25 protein-coding genes are annotated in these 26,449 nt (G+C 69.3%); 5 read left to right on the top strand and 20 right to left on the bottom strand.

What is annotated here, in order from left to right; all coding sequences use genetic code 11:
• Positions 1-155: 155 nt before the first annotated feature.
• Positions 156-452 carry a WXG100 family type VII secretion target gene (locus KOI35_RS29665; RefSeq protein ID WP_215791921.1) on the bottom strand — a complete coding sequence of 99 codons (297 nt, stop codon included), beginning with the start codon at positions 450-452 and terminating at the stop codon, positions 156-158.
• Between the two features lie 19 nt (positions 453-471).
• Complete coding sequence (locus KOI35_RS29670; RefSeq protein ID WP_308121209.1) at positions 472-804, bottom strand: WXG100 family type VII secretion target; 333 nt, start codon at positions 802-804, stop codon at positions 472-474.
• A 306-nt stretch (positions 805-1,110) separates the two neighbouring features.
• On the opposite strand from KOI35_RS29670, the gene eccE reads away from it, so the two are divergent.
• The 3 genes from eccE (at position 1,111) to rarD (ending at position 4,780) form a co-directional block, all read left to right on the top strand.
• Positions 1,111-2,949, top strand: a complete 1,839-nt coding sequence (gene eccE, locus KOI35_RS29675) for a type VII secretion protein EccE (RefSeq protein WP_246613924.1) — start codon at positions 1,111-1,113, stop codon at positions 2,947-2,949.
• A gap of 371 nt (positions 2,950-3,320) precedes the next feature.
• Positions 3,321-3,704 carry a phage holin family protein gene (locus tag KOI35_RS29680; RefSeq protein WP_215791923.1) on the top strand — a complete coding sequence of 128 codons (384 nt, stop codon included), beginning with the start codon at positions 3,321-3,323 and terminating at the stop codon, positions 3,702-3,704.
• Positions 3,705-3,838: 134 nt separating this feature from the next.
• Positions 3,839-4,780 (top strand): EamA family transporter RarD, encoded by a 942-nt coding sequence (rarD, locus tag KOI35_RS29685; protein WP_215791924.1) that lies wholly within the window; start codon positions 3,839-3,841, stop codon positions 4,778-4,780.
• A gap of 15 nt (positions 4,781-4,795) precedes the next feature.
• Here rarD and KOI35_RS29690 read toward each other — a convergent pair whose 3' ends face one another.
• Positions 4,796-5,557, bottom strand: a complete 762-nt coding sequence (locus KOI35_RS29690) for an anti-sigma factor family protein (RefSeq protein ID WP_215791925.1) — start codon at positions 5,555-5,557, stop codon at positions 4,796-4,798.
• An 88-nt stretch (positions 5,558-5,645) separates the two neighbouring features.
• Positions 5,646-6,440 (bottom strand): IclR family transcriptional regulator, encoded by a 795-nt coding sequence (locus KOI35_RS29695; RefSeq protein ID WP_215791926.1) that lies wholly within the window; start codon positions 6,438-6,440, stop codon positions 5,646-5,648.
• 152 nt (positions 6,441-6,592) lie between these two features.
• On the opposite strand from KOI35_RS29695, the gene KOI35_RS29700 reads away from it, so the two are divergent.
• Entirely contained in the window at positions 6,593-7,768 is a 1,176-nt protein-coding gene (locus tag KOI35_RS29700; RefSeq protein ID WP_215791927.1) for an MFS transporter, read from the top strand.
• A gap of 62 nt (positions 7,769-7,830) precedes the next feature.
• Positions 7,831-8,856 (top strand): polyprenyl synthetase family protein, encoded by a 1,026-nt coding sequence (locus tag KOI35_RS29705; protein WP_215791928.1) that lies wholly within the window; start codon positions 7,831-7,833, stop codon positions 8,854-8,856.
• Between the two features lie 96 nt (positions 8,857-8,952).
• Here the strand turns inward: KOI35_RS29705 and nuoN are convergent, their stop codons facing one another.
• The 16 genes from nuoN to KOI35_RS29785 form a co-directional block, all read right to left on the bottom strand.
• Complete coding sequence (gene nuoN / locus KOI35_RS29710; protein ID WP_215791929.1) at positions 8,953-10,485, bottom strand: NADH-quinone oxidoreductase subunit NuoN; 1,533 nt, start codon at positions 10,483-10,485, stop codon at positions 8,953-8,955.
• A 2-nt stretch (positions 10,486-10,487) separates the two neighbouring features.
• Positions 10,488-12,029 (bottom strand): NADH-quinone oxidoreductase subunit M, encoded by a 1,542-nt coding sequence (locus KOI35_RS29715; protein WP_215791930.1) that lies wholly within the window; start codon positions 12,027-12,029, stop codon positions 10,488-10,490.
• Positions 12,026-13,951: an NADH-quinone oxidoreductase subunit L gene (nuoL, locus tag KOI35_RS29720; protein WP_215791931.1), complete on the bottom strand. Its 1,926-nt coding sequence runs from the start codon at positions 13,949-13,951 to the stop codon at positions 12,026-12,028. The genes KOI35_RS29715 and nuoL overlap by 4 nt, the downstream gene beginning before the upstream one ends.
• Positions 13,952-13,964: 13 nt before the next feature.
• A complete protein-coding gene (nuoK, locus tag KOI35_RS29725) occupies positions 13,965-14,264 on the bottom strand; it encodes an NADH-quinone oxidoreductase subunit NuoK (protein ID WP_015618499.1) in 300 nt (99 codons plus the stop codon).
• On the bottom strand, positions 14,261-15,004 hold the full coding sequence (locus tag KOI35_RS29730) for an NADH-quinone oxidoreductase subunit J (protein ID WP_215791932.1): 744 nt from the start codon (positions 15,002-15,004) through the stop codon (positions 14,261-14,263). The genes nuoK and KOI35_RS29730 overlap by 4 nt, the downstream gene beginning before the upstream one ends.
• Entirely contained in the window at positions 15,004-15,597 is a 594-nt protein-coding gene (gene nuoI, locus KOI35_RS29735) for an NADH-quinone oxidoreductase subunit NuoI (RefSeq protein ID WP_215791933.1), read from the bottom strand. The genes KOI35_RS29730 and nuoI overlap by 1 nt, the downstream gene beginning before the upstream one ends.
• 1 nt (position 15,598) lies before the next feature.
• Positions 15,599-16,963 carry an NADH-quinone oxidoreductase subunit NuoH gene (gene nuoH / locus KOI35_RS29740; RefSeq protein ID WP_438870636.1) on the bottom strand — a complete coding sequence of 455 codons (1,365 nt, stop codon included), beginning with the start codon at positions 16,961-16,963 and terminating at the stop codon, positions 15,599-15,601.
• A 5-nt stretch (positions 16,964-16,968) separates the two neighbouring features.
• Positions 16,969-19,449: an NADH-quinone oxidoreductase subunit G gene (locus KOI35_RS29745; RefSeq protein WP_215791934.1), complete on the bottom strand. Its 2,481-nt coding sequence runs from the start codon at positions 19,447-19,449 to the stop codon at positions 16,969-16,971.
• A complete protein-coding gene (gene nuoF, locus KOI35_RS29750) occupies positions 19,449-20,765 on the bottom strand; it encodes an NADH-quinone oxidoreductase subunit NuoF (protein WP_215791935.1) in 1,317 nt (438 codons plus the stop codon). Before nuoF ends, KOI35_RS29745 begins: the two co-directional genes overlap by 1 nt.
• Complete coding sequence (gene nuoE, locus KOI35_RS29755; protein WP_308121219.1) at positions 20,762-21,580, bottom strand: NADH-quinone oxidoreductase subunit NuoE; 819 nt, start codon at positions 21,578-21,580, stop codon at positions 20,762-20,764. The genes nuoF and nuoE overlap by 4 nt, the downstream gene beginning before the upstream one ends.
• Before the next feature lie 21 nt (positions 21,581-21,601).
• Positions 21,602-22,927: an NADH-quinone oxidoreductase subunit D gene (locus KOI35_RS29760; RefSeq protein WP_215791937.1), complete on the bottom strand. Its 1,326-nt coding sequence runs from the start codon at positions 22,925-22,927 to the stop codon at positions 21,602-21,604.
• Positions 22,924-23,619: an NADH-quinone oxidoreductase subunit C gene (locus KOI35_RS29765; RefSeq protein ID WP_215791938.1), complete on the bottom strand. Its 696-nt coding sequence runs from the start codon at positions 23,617-23,619 to the stop codon at positions 22,924-22,926. Before KOI35_RS29765 ends, KOI35_RS29760 begins: the two co-directional genes overlap by 4 nt.
• Entirely contained in the window at positions 23,616-24,287 is a 672-nt protein-coding gene (locus KOI35_RS29770; RefSeq protein WP_215791939.1) for a NuoB/complex I 20 kDa subunit family protein, read from the bottom strand. The genes KOI35_RS29765 and KOI35_RS29770 overlap by 4 nt, the downstream gene beginning before the upstream one ends.
• Positions 24,288-24,293: 6 nt before the next feature.
• Positions 24,294-24,659 carry an NADH-quinone oxidoreductase subunit A gene (locus tag KOI35_RS29775; protein WP_215791940.1) on the bottom strand — a complete coding sequence of 122 codons (366 nt, stop codon included), beginning with the start codon at positions 24,657-24,659 and terminating at the stop codon, positions 24,294-24,296.
• A gap of 109 nt (positions 24,660-24,768) precedes the next feature.
• A complete protein-coding gene (locus KOI35_RS29780; RefSeq protein WP_215791941.1) occupies positions 24,769-26,064 on the bottom strand; it encodes a geranylgeranyl reductase family protein in 1,296 nt (431 codons plus the stop codon).
• A gap of 98 nt (positions 26,065-26,162) precedes the next feature.
• Positions 26,163-26,432 carry a hypothetical protein gene (locus tag KOI35_RS29785; protein ID WP_215791942.1) on the bottom strand — a complete coding sequence of 90 codons (270 nt, stop codon included), beginning with the start codon at positions 26,430-26,432 and terminating at the stop codon, positions 26,163-26,165.
• Positions 26,433-26,449 lie beyond the last annotated feature (17 nt).

The raw sequence follows: 26,449 nt of genomic DNA on the forward strand, positions 1-26,449 counted from the left end.
GTTATCGCCCAGACAGACCAGTACGCGTTCGAGGGACACCAAGCTTCGCAAGAACGGACCAAAAGGACGAACGGGTCGACAAGAATGATCGGAAAGCGAAACGGCCGGCAGTCGTCAGACTGATCCGGCCGTTCACGGGTGCGGCGGCACCGCGCTCACTGGAAGCGCTGGGTCGCCTGCTTTTCGGTGCGGACGTAGTCGTCGACCGACTGGTCGACCGCGCCCTTGATGTTCTGCAGGATGTTCGTCAGGTCGGCGGCCGACTTGCGCCAGATCTCCTGACGCGCGTAGTAGGCCTGCTGGGCCTCGCCGTCCCACGAGTTGACCAGGCGCTGCGAATCGCGCTCGAGCTGGTCGAGCTGCGACTGGAGCGAGCTGACCGCTTTCTGGATGTCGACGCCCGCCTGCTGCAGAGCGCCGAAGTTGACGAGAAGTACGCCGTCGTTAGGCATGTCTAAAGCTCTCCCCCGGTCAGAGCGGCAGCGAGAAGTTGCCGCCGGTGTTGGTCACGCGGCTGGCCGCCTCGGTGTCGGTCGCGTCGTAGGTGACCCCGGACTGCCGGATCGAGTCGGCCGTCTGGGACAGGGCCGTGTTGAGGCTCTTCAGGTCCTGCTCGTACTGAACCTTGACCTGCTCGAACGCGGCGGCGCCGAGACCCTTCCACGTGCCGCTGAGCGTGGACAGCTCGGAGATCAGCGTGCTCAGCATCTGCTGCAGCCCAGCGTTGACGCTGTCGAAATTCTTGGCGGCTGCCGCCATTTCGTCCGATGTAACCTGCGTTGATCCGGCCACCCCGGAACTCACCCCGCTTCCTCGTTCGGGTCGTCGATCACGTCATGATCCGTTGTGGACGGACGGTGATCCTTCACCTGTGACATATCGACGTTGGCCACCAGGCTAACCCCTGACCACAAGCCTCGGGGGGCGGGCCGTGAGCGACCGATTACTCTTCCATGACGTTGCCGACCGTAGCGAAACCCGTCAAGCGACGGTAGGCCGAAATCGGGGCCTGTGGATAACTTCGGCTAGTCCACAGGGCACGCCGCAGGTGGGCCGGAGCCCCTACGATGGGCGCCGCACGGGCGAACTCGCGGGGAAGGGCGGTGCGCCTTGACAGTCCAGCTTTCCGGCCCGGCCACGTCACCACCCCTGGCCTCGCCGAAGGCCACCGCGCGGCCGGTCCGGCGTGGACGGTTGCTCGGCATGCGGGCGGGTCAGCTGGTGGCCACCCAGATCGCCGTCGTCGCCGTCGCGATCGGAGCGGTCAACGGCCCGATCGGGTTGGTCGCGGGTGGCGTTCTCGCCTTGGCCGTTCTCGCTCTCACCTGGCTGCGGCTTCGACGACGCTGGGCGTTCGAGTGGCTCGGGGTGGGCCTTCGCTTCGGCGGGCGGCGACATTCCGCGTCGGTGGAAAGCGGACCGACGGCGCTGCTGCAGTTCCTGTCCCCCGGCGCCCGGGTCGAGCAGACCGACCTCGCCGGTGATCCGGCGGCGGTGCTGGTCGACGGCCACGGCCTGACCGCGGTGCTCGAGCTCGGCGATCCGGCGGGCCTGCTCGCCGAGGACGCGCCGGCCCTGCCCGCACCGGCCACGCTGCTCCCCTCGGCCGAGGCCGAGCTGCCGCCGGTACTGATCCAGTTGCTGCTCACCGGAGCACCGGCACCGTCCCTGCGCGCGGGCGCGGGCACCCCGGCCAATTCCTATCGCCAGCTCACCGAGGGTCGCCTGCTCGGGCACAGCCGGGCTCTGCTCGCCGTCCGGGTGCTGCGGGCCGAGGGCTGGTCCGAGGAAGAGCTGCGCCGCTCGTTGTCCGGCCTCGTCCGCAAACTGGTGCGGCGGCTCTCCGCGGTGCCGGCCCGGCCGCTGGGCGAGGCGGCCGCGCTGCGGGTGATCGCCGAGCTGGCCCACGACGACGGCACCGGCTCGGCCCACGAGACGTGGCCCGGTCTGCGGGTCGGTGGCCTGGCCCAGACCACCTTCCGGCTGCGGCGCTGGCCCGACCCGCAGGTCGAGACGTCACGACGCCTGGTGTCGCGGATGCTCGCCCTGCCCGCGGCCGCGACGACCGTCTCGCTCACGGCCGGGCCGCAGGTGGCACACGGCCCGACCGCGCTCGACGTGGCCGTGCGGCTGTCCGCGCCCGATCCCGGTTCGCTCGGGGTCGCGAGCCAGGCGCTGCGCAAACTGCTGTCGGGCGAGTACGCCGGGGTCCAGCGCCTCGACGGCGAACATCTGCAGGGCCTGCTCGCGACGCTGCCGTTGGGCGGTGCGCCGAGCGGCGTCCCCGGCATGGCGCCCGACGGGGTCCAGCCGGCCGAACTGCTCGAGGGGCTGCACCTGCCGGTCGGCACGTCGGGGCTGATGCTGGGTCGCAACCGCCACGGCAACCCGGTCGTGATCCGGCTGTTCCGTCCCGAGCAGACCCGGGCCCTGCTCGTCGGCGGGGTGCGCTGCGCCCAGTTGGTCGCGCTCCGGGCGATGGCCCTGGGCGCGCGAGTGGTGGTGCAGACGGCGCGTCCGCGGGCGTGGGAGCCGTTCGTCCGGGGCGCGGCCGTGCCCGGTGAGTCGATCGCCGTCGTCCCGCCCGGTCGCGCGGTCGAGATCGCACCGGGCTCGGCTCTGCATCCACTTCTGGTCGTGGTCGACATCGGCCCGGTCGGCGCCGACAACCGCCCCGGCGATGGCTGGCAGGCGACGCTGGTGGTCCGCGACGAGTTCTCGGCCGTCGACGTCGACGTGGCCTCGCGGGCCGACCTGCTGATCCTGCAGCCGCTGCGTCCCGAGGAGGCGACACTGCTCGGGGGCGCGCTGGGTCTGGGCGAGGTGGCCCAGTGGATGACGCGGATCCGCCCCGACATGGTGGGCGTCGTCAACCGCCGGGCCGTCCGCTGGGCGGCGCTGGCCCACACCCCGATCGAGGCCCAACTGGTCGGCCCGCCCGGCCGCTGACCGAGACCGCAGCCAACACCAGCGGCACGGCCGACGCAGCACGGCACGGCCGGGGCGGCAAGGCAGCGATGGCGCGGCCGACGCGGCACGACGCGGCCGACGCGGCACGACGCGGGCCGACGCGGCACGGCACGGCAGGGGCGGCACAGCGCGGCCGGGGCGGCACCGCAGCGATGGCGCGGCCGAGATGCATCTCGGCCGACGAGGCACGGCCAAGATGGCGCGGCCGACGCGGCACGGCCGACGCGGCACGGCCCGAGCGGCACGGCCGCGATGGCGCCGAGCGATATGTCGTGGTTTCGGCAACGGCATCGACAAGATCGGGGTGTGTCGCGGCCGGGAGTGGCGTGATCGTGACACCATTCCGGGCCATGGGCCTCATCATTCGGCTTCTGATCACCGCGTTCTCGTTGTGGCTGGCCACCGTCTTGATCGACGGGATTCAGCTGACCACCGACAAGGTGTCGGAGCAGATCATCACGCTGCTGATCGTCGCGGTCATTTTTGGCGTCATCAACGCGGTACTCCGGCCGATCATCAAGGTGGTCGGCTGCGGGTTCTACGTGCTGACGCTCGGGTTGATCGCGCTGGTCGTCAACGGCGCGCTCTTCCTGCTGACGAGCTGGATCGCCGGTCAGTTCGACCTGCCGTTCCACGTGGACGACTTCTGGCCGAGCGCCGTCCTCGGCGCGCTGCTCGTCGGCGTCGTGAGCTGGCTGCTCAACATGCTCGTCCCCGACGGCGGCGACGACTGACAACCGCCTGAATGCCCGGTCGCGACTCCTGCCCAGGCGTCACGGCCGGGCTTGCTGCGTCCCGGGGCGGGATGCGGCCGTGAGGTGGGCCATAGGCAAGGGGTGAAACACGCTCGAAACCTTACGGTGAGGGCATGAGCGACGAGCGGCGTGGATATCTCTACGGCATCGGTGCGTACGTGTTGTGGGGATTTTTCCCGATCTACTTCAAGCACCTGCAGCCCGCGTCACCGCTGGAGATCCTGGCCCACCGGGTGATCTGGTCGGTCGTGTTCGTCAGTCTGCTGCTCTCGATCATCCGGAACTGGGGGTTCGTCCGCCGGCTCGTGCGCAGCCCCAGGCTCCTCGGCGGTCTTGCGCTGGCCGCCGTCCTCATCGCGTTCAACTGGGGCGCCTACATCTACGGCGTCAACTCGGATCGGGTCGTCGAAACGGCGCTCGGCTACTTCATCACGCCGCTGGTCCTGGTGCTTCTGGGCGTGACCGTGCAGCGTGAGCGGGTCTATCTGCTGCAGTGGGTCGCGGTGGGGGTCGGCGCCGTCGCGGTCGTCGTGCTGACCATCGACTACGGCCACCTGCCGTACATCGCGCTGATCCTGGCCGGCAGCTTCGGCACGTACAGCCTGGTCAAGAAGCGCCTGTCGGTGCCGCCCGCCCAGGGCCTGTTCGTCGAGTCGAGCGTGCTGGCCATTCCCGCGCTCGGCTATCTGACCTGGCTGATGGCCGCGGGCCGGGCCGAGTTCGGGCATGTGTCGGCCACCCATACCGTGCTCATGATCTTTTCGGGGCTGGCCACGGCTCTGCCGCTGCTGCTGTTCGCATCGGCCGCCAACCGCGTGCCGATGGTCGGGATCGGCATCCTGCAGTACATCGCGCCGATCCTGCAGCTCGCCGTCGGCCTGCTGATCTATCACGAGCCGATGCCGCCGGCCCGCCTGGCCGGTTTCGCCCTGGTGTGGGTGGCGCTCATCATCTTCACGATCGACGCGCTGCGCCGCCGCCCCGGGAAAGGGGAGACAGCGGCCGATCCGACGGCCGCCACCGTCGAACCGGCCGCTACCCTGCCACCCCGCTGACCTGGAATCAACAGGTCAGGGGACGTCGTAGGCGAGCAGCACCTTTCCGTCGAACTGCACCAGTTCGAGCCGGGACAGGGCGTCGCGGCCGAAGTGGGTGACGCCGGGCATCGAGAACTCGGCGCCGGGCGTGGCCTGCCAGGAGCCGAGCTGCTCCTTCTGCTCGTCGGGCCCGTACGCGATCAGCCGGAACGTGTAGGGACGAGAGGCGGCCGCGCTGTAGGAGCAGAGCAGGTCGACCTTGGTGCCGCCGGAGGTGCTGGTCAGTCGCACCGAAGCGGTCACCGGGGACGAGCTCTGGACGGCGGTCATCGCGGTGGCCGGGCCGGTCGGTCCGGCGGCGGGAGCGGCGTTGTCCCGCGTCCACGCGAGGATTCCGACGGCGACGAGCGCCACCAGCACGACGGCCGCCGCGCTGCTCATAACCCGTACGCGGAAAGCCTTTGACCTGGTTTTCTTGCCGCGACGACCGTCAGGCGCCGAAGAAGACGGCGTGCCACGCTTCGCCTCGGCCGACAGGGTGGCCCACTCGCTGGTCGCCCAGTCGCGGAAGGCCGCCCCGGGATGACCGTCACCGCTGGTCAGCGACGGGTCGAGGAGTTTCGCGAACTCCCGCGCGTCGAGCCGGGACAGCAGGTCGGGCAGGGCCGAGATGTCGGCCACCGCCTCGCGGCAGAACGAACAGGTCGCCAGATGACCCTCGTAGGCCGCGCGTTCCGCCGGCGACAGGGCGCCCAGCACGTACGCCCCGTCGTCGTGCTCGTGCTCGCAGTGCACCCGTCACCACCCTCCGCCGATATCCCCCTTGCACCCTGCTTTACGTGAGGGATGCGCCGGAGGTTCAACGGAGTCTTAGGTCTGCATGTCAGGCCGTGGCGGATTCCCCGGCGGACAGCGCTTCGGCGACATTGCGCGCGGCGGCGGTCAGTTTGGCCCGGACGACCCGCGCCGAGGTGAGCATCTCGGCGGCCGGCAGCGCACACGCCAGCACCAGCCGCCGCTCGATGTCACGATCGGCGATGACCAGCACCGACGCGCAGGCCAAGCCCTGCCGGAACTGGCCCATCTCGAGCTGCATGCCGCGCCGCTCACCGGCCGCGAGGTCAGCCTCGAGCGCCTCGGGCGTGGTGAGGGTGGCCGGGGTGAACGCCCGCATGCCGTAGTCGCGCAGATAACGCGCCCGCTGATCCGGAGTGAGGGTGGCCAGCAGGGCCTTGCCGAGCGCGGTCGCGTGACCACCCTCGTCGAAGCCGGGCGACATGTCGTCGATGAACGGGGAGCGTGCCCCCTCGGCCGACGCGGTCACCGCTATCCGGCCGCCGACGAACCGGCCCAGGTAGTGGCTGTAGCCACTGTCGAGGGCCGCGCGCCGCAACGCCTCACCGACCGCGGGCGGCCCGCGGAAGGCCGAGACCAGCTCGCGGTAGCGGTCGGCGATCTCCAGACCCACGATGTACGTGCCGTCCTCACGGCGGATCACGTAACCCTCGTAGGCCAGAGTCCGCACAAGGTGATAGGTCGTCGCGACGGTCAACTCGCATCGCCGCGCTATCTGCTTCACGGTGAGTCCGCGGGGTGCCCGGCCTACCGACTCGAGTACGCGCAAAGCGCGTGACACGCTCCGGATCAGATCGGACGGCTCCGCCAGGGGGTCGCGCACAGCTACCTCCGACGCCAGGGACTTACACCATATGAATAATCTTCCTCCGATGGAATGCCAAAAGCGTGTGGATCACGGTCGATTTACACGAGCCGTGTGGTCATTAGCACTCAGCGCGCTCGGATGCATTCTGCTGACATAGTGTGCCGAGGATGCATCCGAGCTCGCCCACCAGCGCATTCCGGGCCGCAGCGGGAGCCCTGACCACGACGATCGCGGTCAGCGTGCCGGTGTTCCTGGTCGGTGGGCTCGCCGTGCAGATCGGCGACGAGCTCGAGTTCTCGCCGGCCGGGCTCGGTCTCGCCGTGTCGGCCTACTTCGGTGCCAGCGCGCTCGCCTCGGTTCCGGCCGGCCACCTGGTCGAGCGCTTCGGCGCCACGCGGGTGTCCCGGGCCGGGATCGCGCTGGCGTCGGCCTCGTTGCTGGGCGTGGCGGCGTTCGCCACTTCACTGTGGAGTCTCATCGCGATCCTGGCCCTCGGCGCCGGGGCCAACGCGATGGGCCAGCTCGCCAGCAACACCACGCTGTCGCGGCACGTGCCGCCGCGACGGCAGGGGCTCTCGTTCGGCATCAAGCAGGCCGCCATCCCGGTGGCCACGCTGCTGTCCGGTGCATCCGTGCCGGTCATCGCGCTGACCCTGGGCTGGCGGTGGGCGTTCGTCTTCGTGGCGGTGCTGGCCGCGGGGGCCCTGTTCCTCGTGCCCGCCGAGCCACCCGCGCTTCACAAGAAAGCGGCCAAAGGCGCGAAACAGGCGACGGGCGCATTGATCGTCGTCGGGGTGGGTGCCACCCTCGCGGGGGCGTCGGCCAACGCGCTGGGCACCTTCCTGGTCGACTCGGCGGTCGCTCGCGGTATCGCACCGGGCCCGGCCGGACTGGCCCTCACGCTGGGTAGCGCGGTCTGCGTGACCGCGCGAATCCTCGGCGGCTGGCTCGCCGACCGCCGGCCGGACAGCTCGATCGCGGTCATCGCCGGGCTGCTGGTGACCGGCGCGGTCGGGCTGGGGCTGCTCGCCGTGCCGGGCGGGCTCCCGCTGGTCGCCGGAGTGGTGCTCGGCTTCGGGTTCGGATGGTCCTGGCCCGGGCTGATGAACTTCGCGGTGGTCCGGCTGCATCCGCAGGCGCCGGCCGCGGCCACCTCTATCACCCAGACCGGGGTCTACGCGGGCGGATGCGTGGGACCGCTCGGACTGGGCGCGGTGGCCACGACGACCAGTTATCCGACGATGTGGGTGGTGGCCGCGGTGGCGATGCTGGCCGCCGCGGGTGCCATGTTGCTCGGCAGTCACCTGCTGCGCCGTCACACTCCTGTCATAAAGCCTGCCTAGGGCCGCGCACCCGGTTTAACCGGCTTAAACGTCGCCACCCCTAGGCCGTGGTCGCCGGACTCATGTGGCATCGTGAAAGCGTGGTGAGCACTGGGGAAATGACGCTGTCGTCGCTCGGCCTCGACATCGATCCCGCGATCGATGCCCGGGTGTCGGCAACGCTGGCCGCCGTGGAGGACGCGCTGCGCGACAACGTCGCCAGTGCCGACCCGCTGGTGGCCGAGGCCGCACGCCATCTCGCCGACGCGGGCGGCAAGCGGATCCGGCCGATCCTGGTCGCGTTCGGGGCCCAGTTCGGCGACCCCGACGCCCCCGAGATCATCGCCGCGGCCAACGTGGTCGAGCTGACCCACCTGGCGACGCTCTATCACGACGACGTCATGGACGAGGCTCTCGTACGCCGCGGCGCGCCCAGCGCCAACGCCCGCTGGGGCAACTCGGTGGCGATCCTGGTCGGCGACTATCTGTTCGCCCGTGCGGCCGACATCGCGGCCTCCCTCGGCCCCGAGGCGGTGCACCTGCAGGCGCGCACGTTCGCCCGGCTGGTGCACGGTCAGATCGCCGAGACGGTCGGCCCGCGCGACTCCGACCCGATCGAGCATTACCTGCACGTGATCGCCGAGAAGACGGCATCGCTGTTCGCCACCTCGGCCCGCTTCGGGGGCATGTTCTCCGGCGCCCCGGCCGAATACGTCGACGCGCTGGCCGGCTACGGCGAGACCATCGGCGTGGCGTTCCAGCTCTCCGACGACCTGCTCGACATCGCGTCCGAGTCGGTGCAGTCAGGCAAGACCCCGGGCACCGACCTGCGCGAGGGGGTGCCGACCCTGCCGGTGCTCTACGCGCTGGCCGGCGACGACACCGACGCGCGGCTGCGCGAGCTGCTGTCGGCCGGGCCGATCACCGACGACGCCCTGCACGCCGAGGCGCTCGGCCTGCTGCGCGAGTCGGCCGCGATGAAGAAGGCGCGGGAGACCGTGCGGAGCTACGCCGAAGAGGCCCGGGCCAGGTTGGCGCCGTTGCCCGACGGCTCGGCGAAGCAGGCCATGGCCGCGCTCTGCGACTTCATCGCCGACCGCACGAGCTGAGCCCACGCCGCGAGCCGAGCCGCAGCGAGCCGAAAGCTCACGCGCCGAGCGAACGAAAAAGGCCCCGGGATCCCCCGGGGCCTTTTGCATAAGCCGTCAGCGGACGAACTGCGCCGCATCTCGCGTCAGGTCGATCAGCGGAGCCGGCACGACGCCCAGGGCGAACGTGGCGACCACCCCGATGACCAGCGCGGCCGAGGTCAGGAAGCCCGGGATCGACACCGTAGGCGTCGACTCGTTCGGCTCGGACAGCCACATCAGCACGACCACCCGCAGGTAGGGGAAGGCCAGCAGCATGCTGGTGATCACGCCGAAGACGACCAGCCAGGTCTGCCCGCCCGTGACCGCCGCGCCGAAGACCGCGAACTTGGCCGTGAAGCCACTGGTCAGCGGAATACCGGCGAAGGCCAGCAGGATGAACGTGAAGGTCGCGGCGAAGAGCGGGCTCTTGCGCCCCAGACCGGCCCACCGGGCGAGGTGGGTCGCCTCTCCGTCGGCGTCGCGCACCAGGGTCACGATGCCGAAGGCGGCCAGCACCGAGAAGCCGTACGCCACCAGATAGAACATCGTGCTGCTGAGGCCCTCCTCGTTGAGCGCGAGGACGCCGACCAGCAGGTAGCCCGCGTTCGCGACCGAGGAGTAGGCCAGCAGGCGCTTCATGTCGGTCTGGGTGACCGCCAGCACGGCGCCGACCAGCATCGTCAGCACCGCGATGGCACCCAGCACCGGCTGGAAGTCCCAGCGCACGCCGTCGAACGCGACGTACAGGATCCGAAGCAGGGCACCGAACGCGGCGACCTTGGTGCAGGCCGCCATCAGGGCGGTGATCGGCGTCGGCGCGCCCTGGTAGACGTCCGGCGTCCACACGTGGAACGGGGCGAGGGCCGCCTTGAAGAGCAGACCGATCGCGATCATGGCCAGGCCGGCGTAGAGCAGCACCTGGCTGCGCTCCGGGTTGGCCACCGCGTCGTGCACCGCGCTGAGCGAGATGCCGCCGGAGAAGCCGTAGACCAGCGCGACGCCGAACAGGAAGAACGCGGAGGCGTACGAGCCGAGCAGGAAGTATTTGAGCGCGGCCTCCTGGCTGAGCAGGCGACGGCGGCGGGCCAGCGCGCACAGCAGGTAGAGCGGCAGCGAGAAGACCTCGAGCGCGATGAACATGGTGAGCAGGTCGTTGGCGGCGACGAAGAGCAGCATGCCGCCGAGCGCGAACAGGGTCAGCGGGTAGACCTCGGTCATGCCGGGCTGGTCACCCGCCTGCTTGACGTCCTTCTGCGACCCCACGGTGATCGCCGCCTGCGAGACGAACGGGCCGCCCCGCTCGATCGAGCGCTCCCCGATCAGCATCAGCGAGACCGCGCCGAGCACGAGCAGCGCACCCTGCAGGAAGACGGTCGGGCCGTCGACCGCGACCGCGCCGCCGATCGTGATCTTGCGGGTGCTGTGCTGGACGATCACGGCCACGAACGAGGCCGTGACGGCCAGGAACGCGACGGTCAGCTGGATCGCGTGACGCGACCGGCGGGGAGTGAACACCTCGATCAGGATGCCGACGGCCGCCGCCCCGAACAGGATCAACATCGGCAGCAGCGCGCCGTAGTCGATGCCGGGCAGTTTCAGGTCTCCCATGGCTAGCGCGCCACCCTTTCGTTAGCGACGACCGACGTCGGGCCCGGATCTTGCACGCCGACGTCCTGCATGGTCGCCTGCACCGCCGGGTTGATCACGTCGGTGACCGGCTTGGGATAGAAGCCGAGCAGGAGGATCAGCAGGATCAGCGGGGCCACCACGACCTTCTCGCGGAGCGTGATGTCCTTCTTCATCTCCGGCACCTCGGCGAGGGCCGGATTCAGGGTGCCCTGCGTGGTGCGCTGCACCATCCAGAGCACGTACGCGGCGGCCAGGATGATTCCGGTCGTCGCCACCACCGCGTACGCCGGGTGCACGGTGAAGGTGCCGATCAGCACGAGGAACTCGCTGATGAAGGGCGCCGTGCCGGGCAGGGCCAGCGAGGCCAGACCGGCGAAGAAGAGCACCCCGGCGAGCACCGGGACCATCTTGCCGGCGCCGCCGAAGTCGCTGACCAGGGCCGAACCGCGGCGGGCGACGAACATGCCGACCACGATGAACAGCAGGCCGGTGGCCAGGCCGTGGTTGACCATGTAGAGCACCGAGCCGGTGCCGGCCTGGGTGGTGAACGCGAAGATGCCGATGCCGATGAAGCCGAAGTGGGCGATCGACGTGTACGACACCAGGCGCTTGAGGTCGTTCTGGCCGACCGCGAGCAGGGCGGCGTAGATGATCCCGATGACGCCGAGCACCAGGGCGGCCGGGGCGAACCAGCGCGACGCCTCCGGGAAGAGCGAGAGGCAGTAGCGCAGGATGCCGAACGTGCCGACCTTGTCCATGATGCCGACGAGCAGCGCGGCGGCACCGGCCGGAGCCGCACCACCGGCGTCCGGCAGCCAGGTGTGGAACGGGAAGAACGGCGCCTTGATCGCGAACGCGACGAAGAAGCCGAGGAACAGCCACCGGGCGGTGTTCTGGTCGATGGACCCGGCCGCCTCGGCCAGCTTGGCCCAGTCGAACGTGTTGCCGCCGACCACCCAGAGCCCGATCACGGCGGCCAGCATGAACAGACCGCCGACCAGGCTGTAGAGGAAGAACTTGACCGCCGCGTACTGGCGCCGCTGACCGCCGAACGACCCGATGATGAAGTACATCGGGATGAGCATGACCTCGAAGAACACGTAGAACAGGAAGATGTCGGCGGCCGCGAAGACGCCGATCATCGTGAACTCGAAGGCCAGCAGCAGGGCGAAGTAGGCCGGGGCGGAGCGGTTGCTCTTCTCGACGTCGTGCCAGGAGGCCAGGATCACGACCGGGAACAGGATCGCGATCAGCATCAGCATCACCAGCGCGATGCCGTCCGCGGCGAACGTGAACCGGGCGTCCCAGGACGGGATCCAGGCGTACGACTCGCGGAACTGGAAGCGGTCGCCGCCCACCTTGAACGCGATCCACATGACGATGCTGAGCACCAGGACGACCAGCGACCAGACGAGCGCGATCGTCTTGGCCAGCTCGGCCCGCTGGCGCGGGATGAGGGCCACGACGAGGGCGCCGACCAGCGGCAGCACCGTCAGGATGGACAAGAACGGAAAGTCGGTCACGCCAACCACCCAAGCTGGATCGCGAGGAAGGCGCCGACGACAAGAACGGCACCGGTGAGCATGGAGAGGGCGTACGAGCGAACGAAGCCGGTCTGCAGCCGCCGCAGACGGCCGGAGCTGCCGCCGATGCCGGCCGCGATGCCGTTGACCACCCCGTCGATGCCCTTGTTGTCGAGGTAGACCAGCGCCCGGGTGAGGTAGATGCCGGGACGCTCGAACACCGCCTCGTTGATCGCGTCGGTGTAGAGGTTGCGGCGGGCCGCGGTGACCACGACCCCGGCCGGCTGCGGCTCGAGCGCCGTGCCCCGCCGGAACATCGACCAGGCCAGGCCCGCACCCAGCACCGTCACGACCAGACCGAGGATGGTGATCAACGAGTGCGGGATGACCGCCTCGTGATGCGCCTCCTCGGCCCCGAAGACCGGCTCCAGCCAGCTCGGCACCGAAGTGGAGAGCAGCCAGCCGGCCCCGATCGAGCCGAGGGCCAGCAGCATCAGGGGCACGGTCATGATGAACGGCGACTCGTGCGGATGCTTGTTGTCCTCGGTGTAGCGCTCCGGCCCGTGGAACGTGAGCACGAACAGGCGCGTCATGTAGAAGGCGGTCAGCCCGGCACCGAGCAGCGCCGCACCGCCGTACATCCAGGAGGTCCAGTCGCCGCGCTCGAAGGCCGCCGCGATGATCGGCTCCTTGGAGAAGTAGCCGGACAGCGGCGGGATACCGATGATCGCGAGCCAGCCCATCATGAAGGTGAGCCAGGTCCACTTCATGTACTTGCGCAGGCCGCCGAAGCGCCGGATGTCCACCTGGTCGTGCATGCCGTGCATCACCGAGCCGGCGCCGAGGAACATGTTGGCCTTGAAGAAGCCGTGCGCCAGCAGGTGGATGATCGCCAGCGCGTACGCCCCGCCGCCGAGCCCGACGCCGAGGAACATGTAGCCGATCTGGCTGACCGTCGACCAGGCCAGCACCCGCTTGATGTCGTCCTTGGCGGCGCCGATGATGCAGCCCATCAGCAGCGTCAGGGCGCCGACGCTGACCACGACCGTCTGCAGCACCGTGTTCGCGGTGAAGATCGCGTTGGAGCGGGCGATCAGGTAGACGCCCGCGGTGACCATCGTGGCCGCGTGGATCAGGGCGGAGACCGGGGTCGGGCCCTCCATCGCGTCGGGCAACCAGGCGTGCAGCGGGAACTGACCGGACTTGCCGGCCGCGCCGAGCAGCAGGAGCAGGCCCAGGACCAGCACCGTGGTCGAGCTCAGGGCGCTGACGTTGCTGAAGACCTCGTCGTACTGGGTGGTGCCGAGCGTGGCGAACATCAGGAAGATGCCGATGGCCAGGCCGGCGTCGCCGACCCGGTTCATCAGGAACGCCTTCTTGCCGGCGGTGGCCGCGGACGGCCGGGTGTACCAGAACGAGATCAGCAGGTACGACGCGAGACCCACGCCCTCCCAGCCGAAGTACAGCATCACGTAGTTGTTGCCGAGGACCAGCAGCAACATCGCGGCGACGAAGAGGTTGAAGTAGGCGAAGAACTTGCGCCGGCCCGGGTCGTGCTCCATGTAGCCGACCGCGTACAGGTGGATCAGCGAGCCGACGCCCGTGATCAGCAGGACGAAGACGCCGGCCAGCGGGTCGAACAGCAGGCCGAAGTCGACATGCAGGTTCCCCACGGCGATGAAGTCCCACATGCTCAGCTGAGCGGCCCGGCTCTCGGCGTCGAGCCCCCGCAGGCTGAAGAAGAAGATCAGCCCGAGCACGAACGACGCGGCCACGGCGAGGACGCCCAGCCAGTGCCCCCACTTGTCGGCCCGCTTGCCGAGCAGCAGCAGGATCGCCGCGCTGACGAGCGGGATGGCCACCAGCAGCCAGATGCCGCTCAGCGTCCCCGTCGCGGGGGCGTACTCCACTGTTGATTCCACGGTGAAGGCCCCTTTAGTACTTCAGAAGGTTCGCGTCGTCGACGCTCGCCGAGCGCCGCGTACGGAAGATCGACATGATGATCGCCAGACCCACCACGACCTCGGCGGCGGCCACGACCATCACGAAGAACGAGATGATCTGGCCGTCGAGGCTGCCGTTGATGCGGCTGAAGGTGACCAGCGCGAGGTTCGCGGCGTTGAGCATGAGCTCGATGCACATGAACAGCACGATCGCGTTCCGGCGGACCAGCACCCCGGCCGCTCCGATGGTGAACAGGATCGCGGCCAGCACCAGGTAATAGTCGGGAGTCACTTCTCAGTTCCCTTCGGTGCCGCCTCATCCGCGGTGAGTTCACGGATGGGCAGGATCGGGGAGATGCTGCGCTCGGCGCCGTTACCGTCGGGCAGCCGCGCGGGGGCGGCGACCGACATGGTGTTGGCGTAGACGCCGGGGCCGGCCTTGGGGCCGGGGTAGTTGCCCGGGCGGAACCGCTCCTTCATCCGGGTCAACTGGTCGACCTTGTCCTCCTTGGCCTTCTCGACGTGGGCCAGGATCATCGCGCCGACGGCGGCGGTGATCAGCAGCGCCGAGGTGACCTCGAAGGCGAAGACGTAGCGGGTGAAGAGCAGCGAGGCCAGGCCCTGGACGTTGCCGTCCGCGTTGGCCTCGGTCAGTCCGACCGCTGTGGCGTCGCCGAGCGAGCGGGCCAGGCCGGTGCCGATCAGCGCGGCCAGGCCGACGCCGAGGATGACCGCCGCGACCCGCTGGCCGCGCAACGTCTCGATCAGCGAGTCCGAGGCGTCCCGGCCGACCAGCATGAGCACGAACAGGAACAGCATCATGATCGCGCCGGTGTAGACGATGATCTGCACCGCGCCCAGGAACGGCGCCGAGTTGACCACGTACAGGAAACCCAGGCAGAGCATCGTCACGACGAGCCAGAGCGCGGAGTGGACCGCGTTGCGGGCCAGCACCATGCCGAGCGCGCCGATCACCGCGAGCGTGCCGAGGATCCAGAAGGCGACGGCTTCGCCGGTGGAGACGTGGTCCATCACACGCCCTCCTTCGCGGCTCCGCCGCTGGCGTCCGACTCTTCGTTGGTCGCCCACGGGGCCCGCTCGGCGCCGGCCGACGTGCCCGGGTTGCTGAGCGCGCCGACGTAGTAGTCCTTGTCGGTCTCGCCCAGGCGCATCGGGTGCGGCGGCTGCTCCATGCCGGGCAGCAGCGGGGCCAGCAGTTCCTTCTTGGTGAAGATCAGGTCTTGCCGGCTGTCGCGGGCCAGCTCGTACTCGTTGCTCATGGTCAGCGAACGGGTCGGGCAGGCCTCGATGCAGAGCCCGCAGAAGATGCAGCGGGCGTAGTTGATCTGGTAGATGCCGGCGTAGCGCTCACCCGGCGAGAAGCGCTCCTCGTCGGTGTTGTTGGCGCCCTCGACATAGATCGCGTCGGCCGGGCAGGCCCAGGCGCACAGCTCGCAGCCGATGCACTTCTCGAGGCCGTCCGGGTGCCGGTTGAGGATGTGCCGCCCGTGGTAGCGCGGCGCCGGCGTCGGTGGCGTGAACGGGTAGTCGGTCGTGATGACCTTGCGGAACATGTGCGCGAAGGTCACCCCGAAGCCCTTGAAGGAGCCGGTGAACGTACCCACGTCACACCTCCTTGTTTTCTTCGGCGGAGTCTCCGCCGACCGTGGCCGGAGCACGCTCGGCCACGGCCCGGCGGGCGCGTGGACTGGGGGGAACCTGCAGGTCCATGGGTGGCACCGGGAAACTGCCCGGTGGCCGGGACGCCAGTTCTTCCTCGATGGAGATCTGTCTCGGCTTGCGGGCGGCCGGCCAGAGCATGGCGATCAGCAGGATCACGACGACGATGCCGACGATCGACAACCACTTGACCTGCGTGGAGAACTCGTTGTTGGCGACCTTGATGTAGCTCAGGAAGAGGATCCACACCAGGTTGACCGGGATGAGGACCTTCCAGCCGAACCGCATGAACTGGTCGTAGCGCATGCGGGGCAGGGTCGCCCGCAGCCAGATGAAGCCGAAGAGCAGGATCAGCACCTTGGCGAAGAACCAGATCAGCGGCCAGTAGCCGCCGTTCGCGCCGTCCCAGAACCAGGTGATCGGCCAGGGTGCCCGCCATCCGCCGAGGAACAGCGTGGTCGCGAACGCCGAGACGGTGATCATGTTGATGTACTCGGCCAGGAAGAACAGCGCGAACTTGAACGACGAGTACTCGGTGTGGAAACCGCCGACCAGCTCGGACTCCGCCTCGGGCAGGTCGAACGGGGCGCGGTTGGTCTCACCGACGGCCGCGATGCAGTAGATGATGAAGCTCGGGAGCAGCAGGACGGCGTACCAGCCGGGGGCCGTGGCCTCCCAGCCGAAGATCGTCACCGGGTTGCCGTGGGCCTGCGCCGCCACGATCTGCGAGGTGCTCATCGTCCCGGCCGTCATGAAGACCGCGACGATCGAAAGACCCATGGCGACCTCGTACGAGATCATCTGGGCGCTCGACCGCAGACCACCCAGCAGCGGGTACGTCGAGCCGGAGGCCCAGCCCGCGAGCACGACACCGTAGACGGCCATCGACGAACAGGCGAGCAGCACCAGCACCGAGACCGGCACGTCGGTCAGCTGCAGCGCCGTCTGCTGGCCGAACATGTTCACCACGCCGCCGAACGGGATGACGGAGAACGCGGTGAACGCCACCGTCGCCGAGATCACCGGGGCGATGAAGTAGACGACCTTGTCGGCTGTCTTCGGGATGATCTCTTCCTTGAACGGCAACTTGACGCCGTCCGTGAGGCTCTGCAGCCACCCCTTGGGCCCGACCTGGTTGGGGCCGGGCCGCACCGCCATCCGGGCCACGACCTTGCGCTCGTAGACGATCGTGAAGAGCGTCAGCAGGAGCAGCAGGACGAAGACGCCGAGCAGCTTGATCAGCGAGATCCACCAGACGTCGTTCTCGAACGTCTGGAGGGTCGGGTCGACGGCGTGCGCCGCCAGCACCATGTCGGTCATGCCGAGGCCTCCGAGGCCGCGAGGATCGGGCCGGTCGAACCGGCGGAGAGCCGGACGACCGCACCCGCGGTGACGCCGAGGCTGCGTCCGACGGACGAGCCGGGCGAGTTGGTGGGCAGCCACACCACACGGGCCGGCAGGTCGGTGACCGCGGCCGGCAGGGTGATCGCGCCGCGGTCGGTGCCGACGGTGATCGCGTCACCGTCGACCACGCCCAGCGACTCGGCCAGGTCCTTGCCGATCCGCGCCACCGGCGGCCGCGCGGTGCCGGCCAGGACCGGGTCGCCGTCGAGCAGCGAGCTGTTGTCGATCGCGTGGTGCCAGGTCGCGAGCACGGCCTCGTGCTCGCCGGGCTCGGGCCGGGTCTCCGCGGCGACCGCGGGGGCCGACGGGCGAGGCGCCTTGCTGGCCGGCATGGCGCCCAGCTCGCGGCGGATCGCCATCACGTCCCCGGTGCCTAGTGAGACCTCCATCAGCGCGGCGATCGCCTCGAGCACGCGGCCGTCGGTCATCGCCGTGGTCGGGAGCACCACGCCGAAGGACCGCAGCCGGCCCTCCCAGTTGAGGTAGGTGCCGGCCTTCTCGGCCGCCGGAGCGATCGGGAGCACCACGTCGGCGCGGCGGGTGACCGCGCTCTGCCGCAGCTCGAGGCTGACCACGAAGCCGGCGTTGTCGAGCGCCTGCTCGGCCAGTCGCGGGTCGGCCAGGTCACCCGGGTCGACGCCGCCGACCAGCAGGCCACCGAGCTGACCGGCGGCGGCCGCGGCGACGATCGCGTCGGTGTCGCGGCCGGGCGCGCTGGGCAGCCCGCCCGCTTCGAGGTCCCAGGCCAGCGAGATCTCGGCCCGGGCCGCCGGGTCGCTCACCGGACGGCCACCGGGCAGCAGGTTGGGCAGGCAGCCGGCGTCGATCGCACCCCGGTCCCCGGCGCGGCGGGGCACCCAGGCCAGGCGGGCTCCGGTCCGCGCGGCCAGAGCCGCCGCCGCCGACAGGGCACCCGGCACGGTGGCCAGGCGCTCGCCGATGATCAGCAGCGAACCGGGCGCGGTCAGCGCCGCGGCGACCGCCGGGTCTTCGGCCAGCACCCGGGCCTCGTCGCCGGGTACGGTCGCGACCAGTGCCGCGCCCATCTTGTCGAAGCCGCGGGTGAGGAACGGGGCAACCGCCGTGACCTGCAGCTTCTTGCGCAGGTGACCCTTGCGCAGCCGCAGGAAGAGGATGCCGCTCTCCTCCTCGGGCTCGAGGCCCGCAATCACCGCCGACGGGGCGTTCTCGACGTCGGTGTAGGTGACGTCGGAGATGCCGGCGACCGACGAGGCCAGGAAGTCGGCCTCCTCGGCGCTGAGCGGGCGGGCCCGGAAGTCGATGTCGTTGGTGCCGAGGGCGACCCGGGCGAACTTCGCGTACGCGTACGCGTCCTCCACCGTGAGCCGGCCACCGGCCAGCACCCCGACGCCGCCGTTGCCGGTCGCCGCCTTGAGACCTTCGGCCGCGGCCAGCAGGGCCTCGCTCCAGGACGCCTCGCGCAGCTGACCGGTCGCCGGGTCACGCAGCTGCGGCGTCATGATCCGGTCGGAGGCGGTCTGATACTGGAAGCCCCAGCGACCCTTGTCGCAGTTCCACTCCTCGTTCACCGCCGGGTCGTCACCGGCCAGGCGGCGCAGCACCTTGCCCCGGCGGTGGTCGGCCCGCATCGAGCAGCCGCCCGCGCAGTGCTCGCAGGTGGTGGGCGTGGAGACCAGGTCGAACGGGCGGGCGCGGAACCGGTACTGCTCGCCGGTCAGCGCGCCGACCGGGCAGATCTGGATCGTGTTGCCGGAGAAGTACGAGTTGAAGGCGACGTCACCCTCGCCCTCGCCGACCTGGCCGTCCCCGGTGCCCGTACCGCCGAAGAAGTCGTCCCGGTAGACGTTGATCTGCTCGCCCGACGAGCGGTCCATCAGGTCGATGAACTTGTCGCCGGCGATCTCTTCGGAGAACCGGGTGCAGCGCTGGCACAGGATGCAGCGCTCGCGGTCGAGCAGCACCTGGCTGGAGATGTGGATCGGCTTCTCGTACTCGCGCTTGTGCTCCTTGAAGCGCGAGTCGGACCGTCCGTTGGTCATCGCCTGGTTCTGCAGCGGGCACTCGCCGCCCTTGTCGCAGGTCGGGCAGTCCAGCGGGTGGTTCGCCAGGAGCAGCTCCATCACGCCGCCCTGCGCCTTGGCCGCGACCTCGGAGGTGAGCTGCGTACGCACCACCATCCCCTCGGCCACGGTCTGGGTGCACGAGGCGACCGGCTTGCGCTGGCCCTCGACGTCGACCAGGCACTGGCGGCAGGCGCCGGCCGGGGCGAGCAGCGGGTGGTCGCAGAAGCGCGGGATCGCGATGCCCATCCGCTCGGCGACCCGGATGACCAGCTCGCCCTTCGCAGCGGTGACCTCGATGCCGTCGATGGTGAGCGTGACGGTGTCGGTCTTCTTGGCTACGTCCGTCATCAGTGAGCTCCAACCAGAGCCTTGGCGGACAGCCGCGGAGCGGTCCGGCCCTCGATGTAGTCCAGGTAGTCCTGGCGGAAGTACTTGAGCGTCGACACCACCGGGGTCGCGGCGCCGTCGCCGAGACCACAGAACGACCGGCCGAAGATGTTGTCGGCGGTGTCCTGGAGGGTGTCCAGGTCGGAGAGCGTGCCCTCACCGGAGAGGATCCGGCGGTAGGTCCGCACCATCCAGTAGTTGCCCTCGCGGCACGGGGTGCACTTGCCGCACGACTCGTGGTGGTAGAACTCCAGCCACCGCCAGGTCGAATAGACCGGGCAGTCCTGGTCACTGAAGATCTGCATCGCCGTGGTGCCCAGGATCGACCCGGCCGCGGCCACCCCCTCGAAGTCCATCGGGGTGTCGATGTGCTCGGCCGTGAGCAGCGGGGTGGACGATCCGCCCGGGGTCCAGAACTTCAGGTTGTGCCCGGGCTTCATGCCGCCGGCCATCTCGATCAGCTCGCGCAGGGTGATGCCGAGGCCGCACTCGTACTGGCCCGGGTTGGCGATCCGGCCGGACAGCGAATAGATCATCGGGCCGGACGACTTCTCCGTGCCCATGCTCTTCCACCAGGCCGGGCCGCCTAGCACGATGTACGGCACCGAGGCGATGGTGCCGACGTTGTTGACCACCGTGGGGCTGGCGTAGAGACCCGCGATCGCCGGGAAGGGCGGGCGCAGCCGGGGCTGGCCGCGGAAGCCCTCGAGCGAGTCGAGCAGCGCGGTCTCTTCGCCGCAGATGTAGGCGCCGGCACCGCTGTGCACGATCAGTTCCAGGTCGAAGCCGGAGCCGAGGATGTTCGTGCCCAGGTAACCCTTGGCCTTCGCCTCCTCGACCGCGTTGCGCAGCCGGCGGGCGGCGTGGACGGCCTCACCGCGGATGTAGATGAAGGCCCGGTTGGCGCGGATCGCGTACGAGGCGATGATCGCGCCTTCGATCAGCGAGTGCGGGTCGTACGTCATCAGGGGCAGGTCTTTGCAGGTGCCCGGCTCGCCCTCGTCCGCGTTGATCACGAGGTAGTGCGGCTTGCCGTCGCCCTGCGGGATGAAGCCCCACTTGAGACCGGTCGGGAAGCCCGCACCGCCGCGGCCGCGCAGACCCGAGTCCTTGATCAGCTGGATCAGGTCGTCGGGGTGGACGTCGAGGGCCTTGCGGAGGGCCGCGTAGCCGTCGAGCCGCTCGTAGACGCCGATCTTCCAGGCGTCCGGCGAGAGCCAGCGCTTGGTGAGCACCGGGGTCAGCTTCTCGAGAATCTCACGCCGTGGCTGAGTCACTTCTTCACCTCGTTACCGACGCTGTCCCCGGCCGGCTTGGCGTCGGCGGCGGGCTTGTTGGACGCCACACCGGCGGCCTCGGCCGGGTTGGCGGGCGTCGTCTTGCCCTCGCGCGCCGGCTTCGTGGTGGTGATCGGCGTGTCCGGGTTGAAGTCGGCGACCGCGATGCCGTGCTCCTGGGCCAGCGTCACGCCGCGCAGGGTCGGCGCTCCGGCCAGGCCATCGGCGACCGCACCGTCGCGCGGTTCGGCGAACCCGGCCAGCTGCAGCTGCATCTCCTTGAGCGAGCAGACGCGCGCGCCCCGGCTGGGCGTGACCGCCTCGCCGTTGCGCAGCTTGTCGACCATGCCGACCGCGGCTTCCGGGGTGGCCTCGTCGATCGCGAAGTCGTAGTTGACCGTCACGACCGGCGCGTAGTCGCAGGCCGCGAGGCATTCGGCGTGCTCGAGCGTGATCCGCCCGTCGGCCGTGGTCTCGTCGTGCCCGACGCCGAGGTGCTCGGACAGCTCGTCGTAGACCTGCTGGCCGCCGAGCGTGTTGCAGAGCGTGTTGGTGCAGACGCTGACCAGGTATTCGCCGGTCGGGCGGCGCTTGTACATGGTGTAGAACGTGGCGACCGCGCCGACCTGGGCCTTGTTGATGCCCAGCACTTCGGCGCAGAAGGCCACGCCGGTCGGGCTGACGAAACCTTCATCCGTCTGAACGAGGTGCAGCAGCGGCAGCAGGGCCGAGCGGCTGCGCCCCGCCGGGTAGCGGGCGATGATCTCGAGGGCCTGCGGCAGCAGACCGGCGAGCTTGGCGGCGGCGGGGGTCAGTTCCACCGTGGTATCGGACATTTAGCGGTCACACCCACCCATCACGGGGTCCAGGGACGCGCCGCCGGCGATCACGTCGGCCAGCAGCGCACCTTCGGCCATCGCGGGGATGGCCTGGAGGTTCACGAAGCTCGGGTCCCGCATGTGGACCCGGTAGGGATGGGTGCCACCGTCCGAGACGGCGTGCACGCCCAGCTCACCACGCGGGTGCTCGATCGCGACGTAGACCTGGCCCGGCGGCACCCGGAAGCCCTCGGTCACGAGCTTGAAGTGGTGGATCAGGGATTCCATCGACTGGCCCATGATCTTGGCGACGTGCTCGAGCGAGTTGCCCATGCCGTCCAGCCCGACCGCCAGCTGCGCGGGCCAGGCGATCTTCTTGTCGGCCACGAAGATCGGGCCGGGCCGGAGCCGGTCGAGGGCCTGCTCCACGATCTTGAGCGACTCGCGGATCTCGGCCAGGCGCACCTGGTACCGGCCCCACACGTCGGCCGTCGTCGCGGTCGGCACGTCGAACTCGTAGTCCTCGTACCCGCAGTACGGCATCGTCTTGCGCAGGTCCCAGGCCAGGCCCGAGGCACGCAGGACGGGACCGGTGACGCCCATGGCGAGGCACCCGGTGACGTCGAGAACGGCGACGCCCTTCGTCCGCTCCTGCCAGATGATCTGGCCGGAGAGCATGTCCTCGTACTCCTTGAGCTTCTTGGGCAGGTAGACCAGGAAGTCGCGGATCTTCTTGATCGCCGACTCCGGCACGTCCTGCGCCACGCCGCCCGGGCGGAAGTACGCGTGGTTCATCCGCAGGCCGCTGGTCTCCTCGAAGATGTCGAGGATGTACTCACGCTCGCGGAAGCCGTACAGCATCATCGAGATGGCGCCGAGCTCCATGCCCGTGGTGGCCAGCCACACCAGGTGCGACGAGATCCGGTTGAGCTCCATGAAGAGCACCCGGATCGTGTTGGCCCGCTCGGTGATCTGGTCGGTGATGCCCAGCAGCTTCTCGACCGCCAGGCAGTAGCCGGCCTCGTTGAACAGCGGCGCCAGGTAGTCGGCGCGGGTCACGAACGTCGTGCCCTGCGTCCAGTTGCGGTATTCGAGGTTCTTCTCGATACCGGTGTGCAGGTAGCCGACGACCGGCCGGACCTCGGTGACCGTCTCGCCCTCGAGTTCCAGCACCAGCCGCAGCACGCCGTGCGTGGACGGGTGCTGCGGACCCATGTTGACGACGATCTTCTCGTTGCTCAGCGGGTCGATGCTGCCGGTGACGGTGTCCCAGTCGCCGCCGGTGACCGTGAAGACCCGGCCCTCGGTGGTCTCGCGCTCGCTTGCGTATCCGGACTGTGTCATTGGTAGACCCTCCGCTGGTCAGGAGGCGGAATCTCGGCGCCCTTGTACTCGACGGGCACGCCGCCGAGCGGGTAGTCCTTGCGCTGGGGGTGGCCCTCCCAGTCGTCCGGCATGAGCACCCGCGTCAGGTTCGGGTGACCCGTGAAGATCACCCCGAACATGTCGTACGTCTCCCGCTCCTGCCAGTCGGCGGTCGGGTAGACGCTGGTGACGGTCGGGACGCTGCCGCCCACCGGCACGGCGACCTCGAGCCGTACGCGCCGCCGGTAGGTCATCGAGGCCAGGTGGTAGGTCACGTGCAGCCGGCGGGCGTCGCTGTTGAGGTAGTCCACGCCGGAGACCGACGAGCACAGCTCGAACCGCAGCGACTCGTCGTCCCGCATGATCTGCGCGACCTCGGCGAGGCGCTCGGGCACGATGTGCAGCGTCAGTTCGTCCCGGTCGACGACCACCTTCTCGATGGCGTCGGCGAATCCCGGGTACGCCTCCTCGAGCGCGTCGGTGACCTCGTCGAAGTACCCGCCGTAGGGCTTCGGCGTGCCGACCACCTCGTGGCGCGGGCGAACCAGGCCACCGAAGCCGGACACGTCACCGGTGCCGGTGATACCGAACATGCCCTTCTGTGGGCTCGACGGCACCTGGGCCGGGGCACCGAGGTTGGCGCCCTCGGGGCTGGTGGGTTCGATACTCACTTGCCGTCCTCCCGGAGGTGCGGCTGAAGCTTCATCCAGTTCTCGATGCGGAGCTGTTCCTCGCGGCCTTCCTTGACCGCCTGGGTCCACTCCGCACGCCGGACCTTGTCGACCCGGTACGACGACGGCATCGCGCCCGGGGCGACGATCGGCATCTTGCCCTCGGCCTTGCGCGCCTCGAGCATCTTCTTGCCGTTCGGGCCGAGCGGGGCCGCCATGACCTTCTCGCGCATCTTGAGGATGGCGTCGATCAGCATCTCGGGCCGCGGCGGGCAGCCGGGCAGGTAGATGTCGACCGGCACGATGTGGTCGACGCCCTGCACGATCGCGTAGTTGTTGAACATGCCGCCGGACGAGGCGCACACGCCCATCGAGATCACCGAGCGCGGCTCGGGCATCTGGTCGTAGATCTGGCGGACGACGGGCGCCATCTTCTGGCTCACCCGGCCCGCGACGATCATCAGGTCGGCCTGGCGGGGCGAGGCCCGGAAGACCTCCATGCCCCAGCGGCCCAGGTCGTAGTGCGGGCCGCCGGCCGCCATCATCTCGATGGCGCAGCAGGCCAGACCGAAGGTCGCGCCCCAGAACGAGGACTTACGCGCCCAGTTCGAGAGCTTCTCGACGGAGGTGAGCAGGATCCCGGCAGGGAGTTTCTCTTCGATACCCATGGCGAATCAGTCCCAGTTGAGTCCGCCGCGTCGCCACACATAGGTGTAGGCGATGAAGACGGTGAGGATGAAGAGGACCATCTCGACGAACCCGAACAGGCCGAGCGCTCCGAAGGAGACGGCCCACGGGTACAGGAAGATGGTCTCGATGTCGAAGATGATGAAGAGCATCGCGGTCAGATAGAACTTGACCGGGAAGCGGCCGCCCCCGACCGGCTGCGGCGCCGGCTCGATTCCGCACTCGTACGCGTCGAGTTTGGCGCGGTTGTAGCGATGTGGGCCGACGATGGGCGCGATCGACACCGAGAACAACGCGAAGAGCGCGCCGAGGATCAGCAACCCGACGATCGGGACATATGGGTTGACCGTCATTGATTCTCCTGCTCGACTACCCGGTTTAGTTTCTTTCGGTTTTCCGCTGCGGGGAGACTCAGTCGGTTCACACTATTCGTCCGAATTATCCGACTTGCCTGCGGGGTGCTCATACCGCCGGCGCGATCTTCGTCAGACCGTTGATGATCCGGTCCATGCTGTCGCCCCCACGCGGGTCCGTGAGGTTGGCCAGCAGTTTCAGAACGAACCGCATCAGCATCGGGTGCGGCATCCCGTGCTTGGTGGCGATCCGCATGATCTGAGGGTTCCCGATCAACTTCACGAATACGCCACCGAGACGGTAATAACCGCCGAACCGCAAACTCAGTTCCGACGGGTACGCCCGGAGAGCCCGCTCGCGGTCGGCCCCGGCCGGGCGCGCGAGCGCCTGAACCGCGACCTCGGCCGCCAGCTCGCCGCTCTCCATCGCGTAGGCGATGCCCTCGCCGTTCATCGGGTTGACCATGCCGCCCGAGTCACCGACCAGCATCAGGCCACGCGTGTAGTGCGGCACCCGGTTGAACCCCATCGGCAGGGCGGCCCCCAGGATCGGCCCGTCCGCGTTGGACTCGTCGCGCATGCCCCAGTCGGCCGGCGTCCCGGCCAGCCAGTCAGTCAGCAGCGTGCGGTAGTTGGTCTTGCCGAACGCGTCGGAGCTGTTCAGGATGCCCAGGCCCACGTTCACCCGGCCGTCGCCCATGCCGAAGATCCAGCCGTAGCCGGGCAGCAGGACGTCGCGGTTCTTGGCGCTGCGCAGCTCGAGCCACGATTCGAGGTAATCGTCGTCGGCGCGGACCGGCGAGTGGTAATAGCGCCGGACGGCCACCCCGAGCGGGCGGTCGTCGCGCTTGGTCAGACCCATCGCGATCGGGAGCTTGCCGGAGACGCCGTCGGCGGCGACCACGAGCGGCGCGCGGAACTCGACCGGCTCCTTGCCCGGGCCCACCTTGGCCTCGACGCCGATCGCGTGCCCGTCCTCGTCGAGCACCGGACCGGTCACATTGGTGTTGGTGTGCAGCACGACACCCGCCTCGACGGCCCGCTTGGCCAGCATGTCGTCGAAGTCGAGCCGCGTCCGCACCAGGCCGTAGTTGGGGAAGCTGGCCAGATCGGGCCAGTCCAGTTCCAGCCGTACGCCCCCACCGATCACCCGCAGACCCTTGTTCTGCAGCCAGCCGGCCTTTTCCGAGGTGTCGACGCCCATCCGGACGAGCTGGCGGACGGCGCGCGGGGTGAGCCCGTCGCCGCAGACCTTCTCGCGCGGGAACTCGGTCTTCTCCAGCAGCAGGACTCTGAGCCCGTGCCGAGCCATGTGATAGGCCGCCGCGGATCCGCCCGGACCCGCGCCGACGACTATGACATCAGCCTCGTCGGCTATTCGTCCGGATGGTACTTGGTTGCGCACACCACACCTCCGTCTCGCAGCGGCTCGTGAAACAGTTCACAAGCACGCCCAAGTCGGAGTCTAGGACGGCCATTGAAGGTCGTTCGGGTTAGGGAACCCTAACTGTTTCGGCTGGATGAATCGCGCTGCGTGAGCACCCGGTCGGCCGCCTGCCGCGCGTCACCGTCGAGGTAGTCACGGAAGTTGCCGCCCATGGCCTGGTCCAGCGCCACGATCAGGTTGTCGACCAGCTCCTGAGCCAGGTCAGGGTCTTCGGCGGCGACCATCCGGAGCCGGGTCGCCAGCTCCATGCCGCGACGCTCGCCGGCGTCGCGCTCGTCGATCGCGATGTCGATGTCGGTGTCTTCGAGATGCCCGAAGGTCGTCATGACCCGAGCCAAACAGG

It is taken from the genome of Paractinoplanes bogorensis, assembly GCF_018829635.1.
GTDB lineage: Bacteria > Actinomycetota > Actinomycetes > Mycobacteriales > Micromonosporaceae > Actinoplanes > Actinoplanes bogorensis.